This is a genomic window from Achromobacter deleyi (genome assembly GCF_902859705.1).
In the GTDB taxonomy this organism is placed as follows: Bacteria; Pseudomonadota; Gammaproteobacteria; order Burkholderiales; family Burkholderiaceae_B; genus Achromobacter; species Achromobacter deleyi.
The window spans coordinates 190,666-204,892 of sequence record NZ_CADIJO010000009.1 but is presented as its reverse complement, the minus strand read 5'-3'; the positions used below and the strand labels follow the sequence as shown (position 1 = coordinate 204,892).

Genomic DNA, 14,227 nt, shown 5'->3' with positions numbered 1-14,227 from the left:
ATCAATGCTCATTCGGCCAGACGCCCGTTCATCCCTGGGGAAACCATGGCGGCACCCGCATCCACCGGCAAGCAGCCCCGCGCCAAAAAGCCCGGCAGCATCAAGAAGCCGCGCACCGAGCCAATCAACGTCAAGTCCACCGACAAGCTGGTCGATGCCGCCACCGCGGTCGCCATGCTGGGCGTCAAGCTGCAATCGCTCTATGCCTATGTCAGCCGCGGCTGGGTGCGCGCCGTGCCGGCCGCCAGCGGCAAGGGCAATCTCTATTTCGTCGAAGACCTTGAAGCCCTGGGCGCGCGCGGCCGCAGCCGCGGCGACAGCGTCAGCGCCGAACGCGTCATCCGCTGGGGCGGCGGCGCCATCATGCAGACCGCCATCACGTCCATCGGCCCCGATGGCCCGCGCTATCGCGGCAACCTGGCCGCCGACCTGGCCGCCTCGCAACGCCCGTTCGAAGACTGCGCCGAATTGCTCTGGAACGGCATCCTGCCGGACGCGTCGGTGCTGTGGCAGCCGGTTGCGCCCGGACCGGAGTTCCAGGCGCTCAGCGCGGGCATCGCCGGCATCGCGGGCCGCAACCCGTCGCGGCGCCTGCTGGCCGTGGTGGTCGAAGCCTATGCCGCCAGCCTGGGCAAGCATCCCGAATTGACGCTGGGCGCCCCGGCACTGGCCGGCCGCCAGCTGGTACAGGTCATGGCGGCGGCCCTGGGCTTGCTGGGCGAGCAGCCCGAATACGTCTTGAGCCAGCGGCCGCAGGCCATTGCCGCGCTCGTGGCCGACCGCCTGCGCGTGCGCACAGACGCCGACGCGCTGTGGGCCATCAATGCCGCGCTGATCCTGTCGGCCGACAACGAACTGGCGCCCGCCACCTTTGCCGCGCGCATCGCCGCATCGGCCGGGTCCGACATCTTTTCCTGCGTCACCACGGCGCTGGGCGCGTTCGAAGGCATGCTCACCGGCGTGGGCTGCGACGAAGCCGAGGCCATGCTGCGCCAGACCGCCAACGACCCCGACAGATACCTCGCGCTGCTGGCCGCGCGCATCGACCGCAAAAGCCCGCTGGCCGGCTACAACCATCCGCTGTACCCGGCCGGCGACCCGCGCGCGCGTCTCTTGATGGACATCGCCCGCCAGGTGGTGGCACCAGGCGGGCAGGGCGCCGCCGCCTTGCATTGCATCGACCAGGCGCAGGCGCGGCTGTCGCTCAAGCCAAACCTGCCGCTGGGCCTGCTGGCCGTATGCCTGGCGCTGGAAGCGCCCGCGGGCGCGGCCGGCGCCGTGATGGCGCTGGGCCGCACCGCAGGCTGGATCGCACACGCGCTGGAACAGCGCCTGGCAGGCTTTCTGGTGCGGCCGCGGGCGCGGTATGTGGGGCCTTGATTTATCGTTTTGAACGAATAATCGTTCTCAATTTTTCATTGGATTTGAAGTAGGCCGATTCCTATCATGACTCCCGTCACTCAGACGTTTCGGGAGAACAGCAGTGAATTCATGGGCGGTGGGAATCGATATCGGCGGCACGTTCACGGACGTGGTCGCGGTGGACTACGGGGCGGGGCGGCTGCACAGCCTGAAAGTGCTGACCACGCACGGCGACCCGGCACAAGGGGTGGCGGACGGCGTGGCCCGCCTGATCCGCGACAACGGCATCGACCCGGCGCACGTCGCCCGCGTGGTGCACGCCACCACGCTCTTCACCAACGCGCTGATCGAACGCCGGGGCAGCCCCACGGGCCTGCTGGTCACGCGCGGCTTCAAGGACGTGATCGAGATCGGCCATGAACGCAAATACGATCTGTACGACCTGACCCTCGAAGCCGCGCCGCCGCTGGTCGAACGCCGCCTGCGCGGCGAGATCTCGGCGCGCATGAATGCCGCCGGCACGGAGATCGCCCCGGTCGATGCCGCCGAAGTCCGGGACGCGGTCGCCGGCCTGGTGGGGCAGGGGGTGGAATCCCTGGCGGTATGCCTGCTGCATTCCTATGCCTCGGATGCGCACGAACGCCAGGTGCTGGAGATCGTCCGGCATGCGTTTCCGGGCCTGGCCGTCACCCTGTCGTGTGATGTGGCACCGGTGGTGCGGGAATTCGAGCGCATGTCGACGGCCACGGCCAACGCCTATATCAAGCCCCTGGCCAACCGCTACCTGGACACGCTGCAGGCCCGGCTGGCCGACCTGGGCTTGCGCGCCGGGGTGCTGATGATGCTGTCCAACGGCGGGCTGTCGCATATCGACGAGGCCAAGCGCACACCCATCGAACTGCTGGAATCGGGGCCGGCGGCCGGTGCGATCTCTGCTGCGCACTACAGCTTGCGCGACGGCCAGGAAAACCTGCTGGCCTTCGACATGGGCGGCACGACCGCCAAGCTGTGCCTGGTGGAACACGGCCGTCCGTCGATCTCGTTCGGCTTCGAGGCCGCGCGGCAAAAGCGCTTTGCCGAAGGCAGCGGCCTGCCCGTGCGCATCACCACGGTCGACCTGATCGAGATCGGCGCGGGCGGGGGCAGCATCGCCCACCAGGATGCGCTGGGTCTGCTCAAAGTGGGACCGCAGAGCGCCGGATCCGAACCGGGGCCGGCTTGCTATGGGCGCGGCGGCCAGGCAGCCACCGTCACTGACGCCAACCTGCTGCTGGGTTACCTGAACCCCGCCTACTTTGCCGGCGGTACCGTCGCGATCGACCCGGCGCTGGCCCGCGAAGCCGTGGGCGCCATCGGCGCCAGCCTGCAGCGCAAGGCGCTGGAAGTCGCCTGGGGCATGCACGACATCGTGGCCGAGAACATGGCGGGCGCCGCGCGCGTGCACGTGGCCGAGCGCGGCCGCGATCCGCGCGATTTCGTGCTGCTGTGCACGGGCGGCGGCGGACCGCTGCATGCCTACTACGTGGCGCAGAAGATCGGCGTCAAGACCATTCTCTGCCCACCGGCTGCCGGCGTGGCGTCGGCCTACGGCCTGCTGGTGGCGCCCGCGCGCGCCGACCGATCGCGCACGGTCAGCATGCGTCCGGGCGAAGATAGCCTGGACGAGCTGGAAGCCGCCTACGCCGACCTGCAAGCGCAGGCCCGCGAGGCGCTGGCGCCGCTGGATGCCACGTTTGGCCCCGTCGCGCTTACCCGCCAGGCCGACGGCCGCTATGCCGGCCAGGGCTTCAACCTGACGGTGCGCATGCCGGACGGCCCCTATGCAGGCCCCGGCGCCCGCACGCCGCAGGCCTTGCGCGCCGCGCTGGTGGCGGCGTTCGAATCCGGCTATCGCGAGAAGTTCGGCCGCATTCCGCCCGATGTGCCGGTGGAACTGATGAACCTGCGCGTCACGGCCGAAGCGCCGCCGCGCCAGGCCTTGCAATGGCAAGCGCTGGCGCAGGGCGGGGCGCCCGAGCCCAAGAGCCGCCGCCCGGTGTACTTCCACGAGGCAGATGCCTATGTGGATACCCCCGTCTACGACCGCGACGCGCTGCGCAGCGGCTTCCAGGCCCGCGGCCCGATGTTAATCGAAGACGCCGGCTCGACGCTGGTCGTCGGCCCCAAGGGCCAGGTGGAACAACTGCCCACCGGCAATCTCGTGATCACGATTGAGGAACCGTAAATGCCTGACCTGCAACCCACCCCCCTGGCGGCGGCCGCCGACCCCATCTTCCTGGAAGTGTTCTGGACCCGCGTACGCTCGGTTGTCAACGAAGCCGCCAAGCTGATCGTGCGCACGTCCTTTTCGACGCTGTCGACCGAAGCCAACGACTTCGCCGTGGTCCTGACGGATTCGGCCGGACGCGCGCTGGCCGAGAACAACGGCAGCATTCCCTCGTTCATCGGCACCTTGCCGCGCACGGTGCAGGCCGTGATCGAACGTTTCGACCCGCGCGCCATGCAGCCGGGCGATGTGTTCATCACCAACAATCCCTGGATCGGCACCGGGCATCTGAACGATGTCAGCCTGGTCAAGCCGATCTTCCACCAGGAGACGCTGGTGGCCTTTTCGGCCACGGCGGCCCACGTGCCAGACATCGGCGGCAAGATCCGCTCGGTGGATGCACGCGAGCTGTATGAAGAAGGCTTGCACATTCCCCTGATGCGTTTCCTGACGGCCGGCGAGCCGGACGAGACGCTGCTGCAACTGATCCGCACCAATGTGCGCACCCCCGAGCAGACAGTGGGCGACATCTGGTCGCAAGTGGGCGCGGTGGAACTGATCGGCACGCGGCTGCAGGACATTCTGCGCGAATACAGCCTGCCGGGCATCGACGACCTGGCCGGCGCGCTGTTCGAGCGCAGCGAGGCCGCGATGCGCCACGCGATCCGTGCCTTGCCCGCCGGGCAATACCGTTATGAGATGCAGACCGACGGCTTTGACGAGCGTTTTCGCTACGCGGTGAACGTACGCATCGGCGATGGCGAGATCGAATGCGATTTCGCCGGGACCTCGGCGCAGCAGCCGCGCGGCATCAATTGCGTGCTGGCCTACACCCGTGCCATGACCGTCTACGCCATCAAGTGCCTGCTGCTGCCGAACCTGCCGAACAACGACGGCCTGTTCCGCCCGATCCGCGCCGTGGCGCCCGAAGGCACCATCCTGAACCCGCGCATGCCGGCGCCCGTCGGCGGGCGCGCCTGCACCGGACACTACGTGCCCACCGTCATCTTCGGGGCGCTGTACCCGGTGCTGCCGCAGCGGGTCATGGCCGGGGTCGGCTCGCCCCTGTGGATCGCCAATCTCAGCGGCACCCGCGCCAATGGCAAGCCCTTTGCCACCGTGCTGTTCTACAACGGCGGCATGGGGGCCACGGCGGGCAAGAACGGGGCGTCCGTCATGTCCTGGCCCAGCAATATCTCGGCCACGCCCATCGAGGTGGCCGAGCGCGAAGCGCCGCTGATGTTCCGGTGCAAGACGCTGCGCCAGGACTCGGGCGGCGAGGGCGCCCACCGCGGCGGCCTGGGTGAAGAGATCAGTTTCGTCAGCACCCACGACACGCCGCTGTCGATCGTCTTCCTGACCGAACGGCTGAAGGTGGCTGCGCCCGGGCTGGGCGGCGGCGAACCCGGCGCGCTGGGCCGCGTGCTGATCAATGGCCAGGCCATCGACAGCCGGCGTACGCACGTCTTGCAGCCGGGCGACGAGGTCACCCTGTGCACGCCGGGCGGCGGCGGCTATGGCCCGGCGGCCCAACGCGATGCCGCCGGCCTGCGCCAGGACCGCCTGCAGGGATATGTTGCAGCACGCTGACCGCTCTTGAGGGCGGCAGCTTCTTTCAACGTAGCAAGGGGAAAACAAAAAATGAAGCGCATTGCATTGCAGTTTGCCCGGGGGGCCATGCTGGCGGCCACGATGGCGTCGGCGACGGCGCTGGCGGCGGGCTATCCCGACAAGCCCATCCGGCTGATCGTGCCATACCCGGCCGGCGGCTCGACCGACGTGCTGGCCCGCGCCCTGGGCCAGAAAGTGGGCGACGCCCTGGGCCAGCCTGTCATCGTGGAAAACCGGGCTGGCGCCAGCGGCAATATCGGCGCCGCCTACGTCGCCAAGTCGGAACCGGACGGCTACACCTTGTTCCTGGGCACCTCGACGGCGTTGTCGGTCAACCAGAGCCTGTACGCCAACCTGCCGTACAACGCCCAGAAGGACTTCAGCCCGATCGTGCTGGCGACCCTGTTGCCCAGCCTGGTAGTGGTGAACAAGGCCGCCGCGCCCAAGACCCTGCAGGAACTCACGGCCCTGCTCAAGCCGGGCGGGGCAGGGGGGACCGTCAACTATGCGTCTGCCGGGGCCGGCACGCCGTCGCATCTTGGCGGCGAGCTCTACAAGCGCATGACGGGCGCCCGCGCCACGCACATTCCGTACAAGGGCGGGGCGCCCGCGCTGCAGGACCTGATCGGCGGCCAGACCACCTATATGTTCGCGATCCTGCCGGAAGCCATGCCGCTGGTGAAAGGCGGCCAGCTGCGCGCGCTGGCGGTCACCACGGCGCAACGCCTGGCGGCCTATCCAGACCTGCCCACCGTGGCGGAATCCGGCGTGCCGGGGTACGAACTGATCGGCTGGTACGGTTTTCTGGCGCCCGCCGGCACGCCCGCGGCCATCGTGCAAACGCTCAACCGGGCGTTCAACCAGGCCTTGCAGGACGAGGCCACCAGGAAGAAGCTGTCCGAGATGGGCTTTGAAATCGCCGGCGGGCCACCCGACAGGCTGGCCGACATGATGCGCAGCGAAAGCCGCAAATGGAAAACCGTGATCGACGAGGCCGGCATCAAGCTGGACTGAGCCTAGCCCTGGCCGGTGCCACCGCGCTTGCGCGCTTCCAGGATGCGCACGCCGGGAGGCACCGGCTTTTTGCGCATTTCCTCGCGGATGAAGCGCAGCAACTGTTCGGAACTGGGCGACAAGGACCGCAACCGCCGGGTGATGAGGCAGACCTCGCGCGCCAGCTTGGGACCGGTCAGTTCGCGGAACCGGAACTGGGCAAATTCCCCCACGCTGGCCGGCAGCGCCGGCAAGATCGAATAGCGGCCGCCGCAGCGCAATACCGCGTACAGCGACGTCGTGCTGGAGATTTCGTCGCGGGTGCCGTCGAACAGGGCCGAATTGGGCGTATTGGCGCGCAGGTAGGCGCCAATGCCGGTGTCTGCCGTGAAACCCACGTAATCGGCCGGGTCCAGCGCATCCCAGCGCAGCGGGCCGCGGCCCGCCGCCAAGGCATGATCCTTCGTGCAGACCACGCCGTAGCGGTCTTCGAACAAGGGCGTGTAGATCAGGTCGTCATAGCCCTTGTGCCGGCTGGTCACCGCAAAGTCGATCTCGCCGGCCGAGACCATGCGCTCGACCAGTTCAGCGCCTGCGTCGCGCAACGAAATCGTGATGTTGGGGTAGGTCTGGCGAAAACCGTGGATGGCGTCGGCCAGGAAATGGTTGATAACCGACGCCGCCGCTGCGATGCGCACGTGGCCCTGGTGCCCTTTGGAGAACGCCTGCAGGTCGCTCAGGGCGCCATCGAACTGGCTGAGGATCTTTTCGGCTTCGACCTTGAAACGCACCGCTTCCTGCGTCATGGCGACCCGGCGGGTATTGCGGTCGAACAGCTTCACCCCCACCGATTCCTCGAACTGCTGGATGGTCGCGGTCAGGGAAGACTGCGTCAGGAACAGGCGCGAAGCCGCCACCGTGAACGAGCCGGCGTTGGCCACCGCCACGAAGCAGCGCAGATGGCGCAGGGAGACGTTTCTCAGCATGCGGGTCACCAGTAGCGGGCAGCCCAACGCCGCCCGGGATGTCTGGCCGGATCATATATTTGCAAAAACGAATAATCAACAAAAACCAATTATTTGTAGCGATGAAAACACTTGCCTAGAATTTCCAGCAGGCGGCGCTGTCCGCCATCGCCCACCGCGGCCCGGCCGCGCCTTTTCAGGAGAGTCGCTTGATGAACGCCAAAGGAACCCTGCAGATCGAATCCATGCAGGCCAGGTGCACGCCCGAGGAATGGGAGGCGCGCGTCGACCTGGCGGCCTGCTACCGGCTGGTGCACCTGTACGGCATGTCCGACATGATGGCCAACCACATTTCGGCGCGGGTGCCGGGCGAGGAGGGCGCCTTTCTCATCAATGCCTACGGCATGATGTACGAGGAAATCACCGCGTCCAGCCTCATCAAGGTGGACCTGGCAGGCAAGATCCTGGCCCGGCCGGATTTCGGCGACCTGAATTACGGCATCAACAAGGCGGGCTACGTGATCCACAGCGCCGTGCACGAGGCCCGCCCCGAAGTCGCCTGTGTCATCCACACCCACAGCTGGGCCTCGATGGCCGTCTCGTCGCTGGCGTGCGGCCTGCTGCCCATCACCCAGACCGCGATGCGCTTTCTGCACATCGGCTACCACGACTACCAGGGCGTGGTGCTGGACACCGCCGAGCAGGCCTCGCTGCTGCAGGACCTGGGCCGCGGCGAAGCACTGATTCTGCGCAACCATGGCGCCCTGACCGTGGGCAATACGGTGGGCGAGGCGTTCAACTGGATGCATAGACTGGAACTGGCCTGCCGTTCGCAACTGGCCGCCATGGCCACCCACAGCCCGCTGCAGGCCGTGCCGCAGGCCGTATTGCAGGAAACCTGGAGCAATTACCAGCCCGGCACTCGCCGGCCATACGGCAAGATGGAGTGGCCGGCGCTGCTGCGCAAGCTGGACCGCATGGACCCTTCGTTCCGGAATTGATCCCATGCCCGCCGCTGACCCTTTACGCATTCTGCTGTCGGCCCAGGCCTGGGACCGCCTGGGCCCGGCCATCGCCGCCACGCTGGGCCCGCGCCCGTTCGAAGCCGTCGTCGCCAGCCCGGTACGCGGCCAGGCGCCCGGCAATGTCGACCTGGCCTTCATTTCCCGCGACGTGACTGGCCTTTCCACCAAGCACGTCATCCAGGAAACCCTGGAAGCCTTCTACGAATCGCTGCGCCAATCGCCGTCGCTGCACTGGGTACACACGCACTCGGCCGGCGCCGACCGGCCGATCTTTGCCGAGCTCAAGACCCGCGGTGTCACCGTCACGACCTCGTCGGGCGCCAATGCGGAAGTGGTCGCCCAGACGGCCCTGGCGGGCGTCCTGGCGCTGGCGCGCCATTTTCCGCGCCTGTGGCGGGCCCAGCGCGAACGCACCTGGGCATCGTTGATCGCCCAAGCGCTACCGGCTGACCTCGCGGGGCAAACCGCCATCGTGGCCGGCTGGGGCCCCATCGGGCAGACGCTCACCGCCTTGCTGCGGGCGCTACGGGTCAATGTGATCGTCGCGCGCAGTACCGCCGCCAGCGCCGGGCCCGGGCTGGAAACCCTGGCATTCGAAGACCTGAACCAGGCCGCGGCCCGGGCCGACTGGCTGATCCTGGCTTGCCCCTTGAGCGATCGCACCCGCCACTTGGTCGACGCGCGGACATTCTCGGCGCTCAAGCCGGGCGCGCGCCTTGTCAACGTGGCTCGAGGCGAGATCGTCGTGCAATCCGACCTGGTCGACGCGTTGCGCGACGGCCGGCTGGCCGGCGCCTACCTGGATGTCTTCGAATTCGAGCCGCTGCAACGCGATTCGCCGCTCTGGGACCTGGACAACGTCATCGTCACGCCCCATTCCGCTGGCCATTCCGACGGCAACGAAGGGCGGGTCGACCAGATATTCCTTGATCACCTGCGCCGCTGGCCTTGACGCCGGCACGACGATTCATCGATAACGCTCCTACACCCATCCCCGCATCCCTTGCACAGGAACCCTCATGGCTTTCATCGCTTCAAGAATGGACCGCATCAAACCGTCGCCCAGCTCGATGGCGGGCCAGCGCGCCCGTGAATTGCGCGCCGCCGGCCGCGACATCGTCGGCCTGACCGCGGGCGAACCGGACTTCGACACGCCGGACAACGTGGCCCAGGCCGTCATCCGCGCCATGTCGCAGTCCAAGACCAAATACACCGACATCGGCGGCACGCCCGAACTGAAGGCCGCCATTGCCGAAAAATTCAAGCGTGACAATGACCTGGCCTACAGCGCCAACGAAATCATCGTCGGCAATGGCGGCAAGCAGATCATTTTCAACGCTTTGCTGAGCACGGTGGAAGAGGGCGATGAAGTGCTCATTCCCACCCCGTACTGGGTGTCGTACCCGGATATCGTGCTGCTGGCCGGCGGCACGCCCGTATTCGTGCCCGGCCCACCCGAAAAAGGCTTCAAGCTGCAACCCGAAGACCTGGAACGCGCCATTACGCCGCGCACCCGCTGGCTGATCCTGAACGGGCCCAACAACCCCAGCGGCGCCGCCTACAGCCGGGAGGAATTGCAGGCGCTGGCCGACGTGCTGCTGCGCCATCCGCAGGTCTGGGTCATGACGGACGACATCTACGAACACATCCTTTACGACGGCCGCTCGTTTCACACCCTGGCGCAGGTCGAACCCGCCTTGCAGGCGCGCACGCTGACCATCAACGGCGTCTCCAAGGCCTATGCCATGACCGGCTGGCGCATCGGCTACGGCGGGGCGCCGGCAGAGCTGGTGCGCGCCATGACCAAGCTGCAATCGCAAAGCACCTCCAATCCGTCGTCCATCAGCCAGGCGGCCGCGCAGGAAGCCCTGTCCGGCCCGCAGGGTTTCATCGCCGAGCGGACGGCCATCTTCCAGACGCGGCGCGATGCCATCGTGGCGCAGATCAACCAGATGCCCGGCTTGTCGTGCCATGTGCCGGAGGGCGCGTTCTACGCATTCCCGTCCTGCGCAGGCGTGCTGGGCCGCAAGACGCCGGCGGGCAAGATCCTGCAGACGGACGAGGACTTCGTGATGTACCTGCTGGACGAGGAAAACCTGGCGGTACTGCAAGGCGCGGCCTATGGCGTATCGCCATTTTTCCGGCTGTCGTATGCGACATCGATGGACGTGATCGACGAAGGCTGCCGCCGGTTGAAGCGCGCTTGCGAGAAGCTGGCGTAGTTCGCATTTCTGGCATCGCTGCGCGTCAAGGCCGTTGCGCAGGCCGCCGGCTGCGGGGCAGCGCAACCGAGGATTCCGACCCGCGCGGCGATGGGCGCGCACCGCAGCCGCCGCACGGGCCGCAGCCCTGATCGCAAGCCGCATCCGCCGATGCAGCCGGCAGGCGGCCACCCGTCACTTTCTTGCGCAGCCAGGCGCGCAGGGCAGGCGACAGATGGCAAGCGAATGCGATGGCGCTGGCTGCCACCGCCATCGCCACCACGGCGTATTGCCAGACTTGCGTATCGGTGGCCGGCGTCATAGCAGCCACCCCGCAAGCCGGTAGGTCACGAAAGACGCGGCATAGGCCAGCGCGAACATGTAGCCGAAAGACAGCGCCACGTTGCGCCAGTCACCCGTTTCGCGCTTGATGATCGCCAGTGTCGACATGCACTGCGGCGCAAAAGCAAACCACACCATCAGCGACAGGGCGCTGGCCAGCGGAAAATTGCCGGCCAGCACCTTGCCCAGGGCATCCTCCTGGCCCTCGGCCACGCTGTAGATCGTGGCCAGGGTCGCCACCGCGGATTCGCGCGCGGCAAAGGCGGGAATCAGGGCCAACGTGATCTGCCAGTTGAAGCCAAGCGGCGCGAACAGCGGCTGCATCCACTGGCCCAGCATATTGGCGAAGCTGTACTCGATGGCCGGCCCCGCAGCGCCCGCAGGCGCGCCCGGAAACGTGGCGATAAACCACATCAGCACGGTCAGCGCCAGCATGACACCGGTCAACTTCTTCAGAAACAGCCACCCGCGCTCCCACAGGCCGATGCCGAGGTCGCGCCATCTGGGCAGGCGGTACGCGGGCAGCTCCATCAGCAATGCCGCGGTCTGGCCGGCCGGCCGCAGGCGTTTGCCGATGTAGGCGACGCCCAGCGCCGCCAGGATGCCGCCCGCGTACAACGCGAACAGCACCGCGCCCTGCAGATTGAAGATGCCCAGCACCGGCACATCGGGCACGAAGGCGCCGATCAGCAGGGCATAGACCGGCAGGCGGGCTGAGCAGGTCATCAAAGGCGCCACCAGGATGGTCACGAGACGGTCGCGCCGGTCGGGAATGCTGCGCGTGCCGACGATGCTGGGAATGGCGCACGCAAAGCTCGACAGCAAGGGAATGAAGGCGCGGCCCGTCAGCCCCACGGCCACCATGGCCTGATCGAGCAGGAAGGCGGCGCGCGGCAGATAGCCGGATTCCTCCAGCACCAGGATGAACAGGAACAGCACCAGGATCTGCGGTAGAAAACCCAATACCGTCCCCAGCCCGCCGAACAGGCCTTCGCGCAGCATCGCCTTGAACGGACCGTCGCCCAGGGCAGCCGTGCTCCAGGCGCCCAGGCTGCCGATTCCGTCGACGATGGCGTCGGTCAGCGGCTTGCCGATCGCATAGACCGCCTGGAACGTCAGGAACATGATCAGCGCCAGGATCAGCGGACCGAACACCGGATGCAGCGTCCAGCGGTCAATGCGGTCATCCACGGCGGTGGCGGATGCCGGCGTGCGCACCGTGTCGGCCAGGATCTGCCTCAATTCGGCCTGGGGATCGGCCGCGCGGGGCAAGGGAGATTGCGGCGCCAACGGTTGGTCCAACAGCTCGCGCAGCGCCCGGGCGCCTTGCCGCCGCACCGCGACGGTCTCGACCACGGGCACGCCCAGGTGGCGGGCCAGCCGGGGCACGTCGATGTCGATACCGCGCCGCCGCGCCTGGTCCGACAGGTTCAGCGCCACCACCATCGGCAGGTCCAGGCGTCGCATTTCCAGCAGCAATCGCAGGTGCAGGCGCAGGTTGGTGGCATCAACGACCATCACCACCAGGTCCGGCCGCACTTCACGGGGATAGCGGCCTTGCAGGACGTCCTGGGTGATCTTCTCGTCGGCGCTGGCCGCCGTCAGGCTGTAGGTGCCGGGCAGGTCAAGAATCCGCGCGCGCCGCCCGGCGGGCGTGGCGAAGAATCCTTCCTTGCGGTCGACCGTGACGCCAGCGTAGTTGGCGACTTTCTGGCGGCCGCCGGTCAGTTGATTGAAGAGGGCAGTCTTGCCGCAGTTGGGGTTGCCCACCAGCGCCAGCCGCAATGCATGGTCAGCCATGGGGCACCTCGCGCTTGACCATCACGCGGGCCGCTTCCTGGCGACGCAGCGCGAAACGGGTGGCCCCGATGGCCACCAGCAAGGGGGACGCGCCGAACGGACCGCGGGCGGTCAGCCGTATCGGCTCCCCGTGGACGAACCCCAGGTCACGCAGCCGCGCGGCAATGGGATCCGAGGGGCGCTCGTGGGCGATATGGTCGACCACGGCGCGCTCTTGCAACGCCAGGTCGCAAAGACGTAGGACAGAATCAATCATGATAGGAATCGGAATGGCGATCGCGCGGCCGGAAGGGGCCAGGCGGTCGCGGGCAAGGCAGGACGGACGCGCCATGCCTGGCGCGCCGCATGAGTGCGGATCAGCCGAGAGAGGAGGGCGGGGCGCGAGAGCCCAGCGGCGGCCCCTGACCCGGCAGGGGAGGCAGCGCTTGCGACGTGGCAACCACCGGCACGACCGCAACCGCCACGCGTAGCGGGGACGGCGCCAGATCGGACGGCGGCGGCGCGGAACCGTCGTGGGCAAGCAGCCCGTATGGGCAATCCAGGCTGGAAGCCGACGGGCCGCCATGGCCAGACGTATCGTCGCGCTTGTCTGTCAGGGACAGCAATACCGTGGACACGGTGCCCACCGACGTGCAAAGCGTCAGGGCGATGCGCCCGTCATCCCGGCTGCGGGGGTCCGGCATGTATCCCGGCGGCACGAAGCCGCGCAGCACCAGCGCCAACAGCAGCGCCCACAGCACGCCAGAGGCATGCCAGGACGTGAGCGCGAGGGATGGGCCCGGACGGGCGGAAACGGCCATGGCCGGATTCTAAGCCGGATTTCTGGTGCGACAAGCCACCGCGGCCGACAGCGCTTCGATCAGGCCCAGCGCGGCAGTGATGAAGACACGGTCGGCGGCCAGGATCGTCTCGGCCGCCTGCTCGCAGGCGCGGGCGTCCAGGCGCTGCAAGCTGTGCTGGGCGTTGCGGATGTCTTCTTCGAGCGTGGCGGTGACGACCTGCGCCGCGCCGGCAGGATGCGGCGGCCCGGCCGGTCGCGCGTCCGCCGGTTCCAGCGTCGCCTGGAAGCCGCGCGCCAGTTCGGCTCGAAACTGCGGATAGCCCGACAGGTCCAGCGCGCGCGCAAACCGGCTGGCAGTCGCCACGGACACCTGGGCGGCCGCCGCGAATTCCTCGATGGTCATGGTGACGACGCGGAATGGGTGCGCCAGCACATACTCAGCCATCTTGTGCTGCTTGCGGCTCAGCGCGGGCTGGGCCCGGGCGATCCGATCGACGATGGTCATGGCGGCTTGGGTCATGGCAAGAAGCAAAACGGGGGACGATCCAATCTACGGAACTTCGAATCGGGGGGCAATTCGCGTCGCCATTCGCGTTTCCGGGCAGCACGGCGAATCACGCCGACCCCTGGCTACCCGGCCTGCCGCCGGCGGGTCGCCGGACGGGGCTTGCCCGATGCCTTGAACTATTCAGGTTTTCCGTCAAAAAGCGGCTGTCTTGCCGCCGTACGAGAGGGCGTTGAAACGGTAGAAAACGCCGCTGCCGCGTGCTAACGTAACGCCCAGCGCTCGGGCATTCAGCCCTTTGCGCCGTAAGCGTTCACGTCATCCAACGCGCCTGAAACCGCCTTCGCCGCGGTCGGGCGTGGCCGCGTGTACGCAG

General features: G+C 67.7%; 12 protein-coding genes and 1 pseudogene. 7 read left to right on the top strand and 6 right to left on the bottom strand.

Features of this window, described 5'->3' with window-relative positions; translation table 11 throughout:
• The first annotated feature begins 45 nt into the window (after nucleotides 1-45).
• The 4 genes from HV798_RS15350 to HV798_RS15335 all read left to right on the top strand — a co-directional run bounded on the left by HV798_RS15350 (nucleotide 46) and on the right by HV798_RS15335 (nucleotide 6,253).
• Nucleotides 46-1,380: a citrate/2-methylcitrate synthase gene (locus HV798_RS15350; protein WP_175192917.1), complete on the top strand. Its 1,335-nt coding sequence runs from the start codon at nucleotides 46-48 to the stop codon at nucleotides 1,378-1,380.
• 103 nt (nucleotides 1,381-1,483) lie between these two features.
• Complete coding sequence (locus HV798_RS15345; protein ID WP_175192918.1) at nucleotides 1,484-3,586, top strand: hydantoinase/oxoprolinase family protein; 2,103 nt, start codon at nucleotides 1,484-1,486, stop codon at nucleotides 3,584-3,586.
• Nucleotides 3,587-5,218 (top strand): hydantoinase B/oxoprolinase family protein, encoded by a 1,632-nt coding sequence (locus HV798_RS15340; RefSeq protein ID WP_175192919.1) that lies wholly within the window; start codon nucleotides 3,587-3,589, stop codon nucleotides 5,216-5,218.
• A 51-nt stretch (nucleotides 5,219-5,269) separates the two neighbouring features.
• The gene (locus HV798_RS15335; protein ID WP_175192920.1) at nucleotides 5,270-6,253 is read left to right on the top strand and encodes a Bug family tripartite tricarboxylate transporter substrate binding protein; all 984 of its coding nucleotides are present in this window, start codon (nucleotides 5,270-5,272) and stop codon (nucleotides 6,251-6,253) included.
• A gap of 2 nt (nucleotides 6,254-6,255) precedes the next feature.
• Here HV798_RS15335 and HV798_RS15330 read toward each other — a convergent pair whose 3' ends face one another.
• A complete protein-coding gene (locus HV798_RS15330) occupies nucleotides 6,256-7,218 on the bottom strand; it encodes a LysR family transcriptional regulator (RefSeq protein WP_175192921.1) in 963 nt (320 codons plus the stop codon).
• A 191-nt stretch (nucleotides 7,219-7,409) separates the two neighbouring features.
• Between HV798_RS15330 and HV798_RS15325 the strand changes: the two genes are divergently transcribed.
• From HV798_RS15325 to HV798_RS15315, 3 genes are all read left to right on the top strand, one after another.
• Nucleotides 7,410-8,198, top strand: coding sequence for a class II aldolase/adducin family protein (locus tag HV798_RS15325; protein ID WP_175192922.1), 789 nt, complete (start codon nucleotides 7,410-7,412; stop codon nucleotides 8,196-8,198).
• A gap of 4 nt (nucleotides 8,199-8,202) precedes the next feature.
• On the top strand, nucleotides 8,203-9,174 hold the full coding sequence (locus HV798_RS15320) for a D-2-hydroxyacid dehydrogenase (protein WP_175192923.1): 972 nt from the start codon (nucleotides 8,203-8,205) through the stop codon (nucleotides 9,172-9,174).
• Between the two features lie 67 nt (nucleotides 9,175-9,241).
• Nucleotides 9,242-10,444, top strand: coding sequence for a pyridoxal phosphate-dependent aminotransferase (locus HV798_RS15315; RefSeq protein ID WP_175192924.1), 1,203 nt, complete (start codon nucleotides 9,242-9,244; stop codon nucleotides 10,442-10,444).
• A gap of 25 nt (nucleotides 10,445-10,469) precedes the next feature.
• Here the strand turns inward: HV798_RS15315 and HV798_RS15310 are convergent, their stop codons facing one another.
• The 5 genes and pseudogenes from HV798_RS15310 to HV798_RS15290 form a co-directional block, all read right to left on the bottom strand.
• Nucleotides 10,470-10,745: a hypothetical protein gene (locus HV798_RS15310; RefSeq protein WP_175192925.1), complete on the bottom strand. Its 276-nt coding sequence runs from the start codon at nucleotides 10,743-10,745 to the stop codon at nucleotides 10,470-10,472.
• A complete protein-coding gene (gene feoB, locus HV798_RS15305; RefSeq protein WP_175192926.1) occupies nucleotides 10,742-12,565 on the bottom strand; it encodes a ferrous iron transporter B in 1,824 nt (607 codons plus the stop codon). The genes HV798_RS15310 and feoB overlap by 4 nt, the downstream gene beginning before the upstream one ends.
• Entirely contained in the window at nucleotides 12,558-12,821 is a 264-nt protein-coding gene (locus tag HV798_RS15300; RefSeq protein WP_175192927.1) for a FeoA family protein, read from the bottom strand. Before HV798_RS15300 ends, feoB begins: the two co-directional genes overlap by 8 nt.
• Nucleotides 12,822-12,921: 100 nt before the next feature.
• Nucleotides 12,922-13,365, bottom strand: coding sequence for a DUF2946 family protein (locus HV798_RS15295; protein WP_175192928.1), 444 nt, complete (start codon nucleotides 13,363-13,365; stop codon nucleotides 12,922-12,924).
• 78 nt (nucleotides 13,366-13,443) lie between these two features.
• A pseudogene (locus HV798_RS15290) lies at nucleotides 13,444-13,866 on the bottom strand (MurR/RpiR family transcriptional regulator); the annotation flags it as partial.
• Nucleotides 13,867-14,227 lie beyond the last annotated feature (361 nt).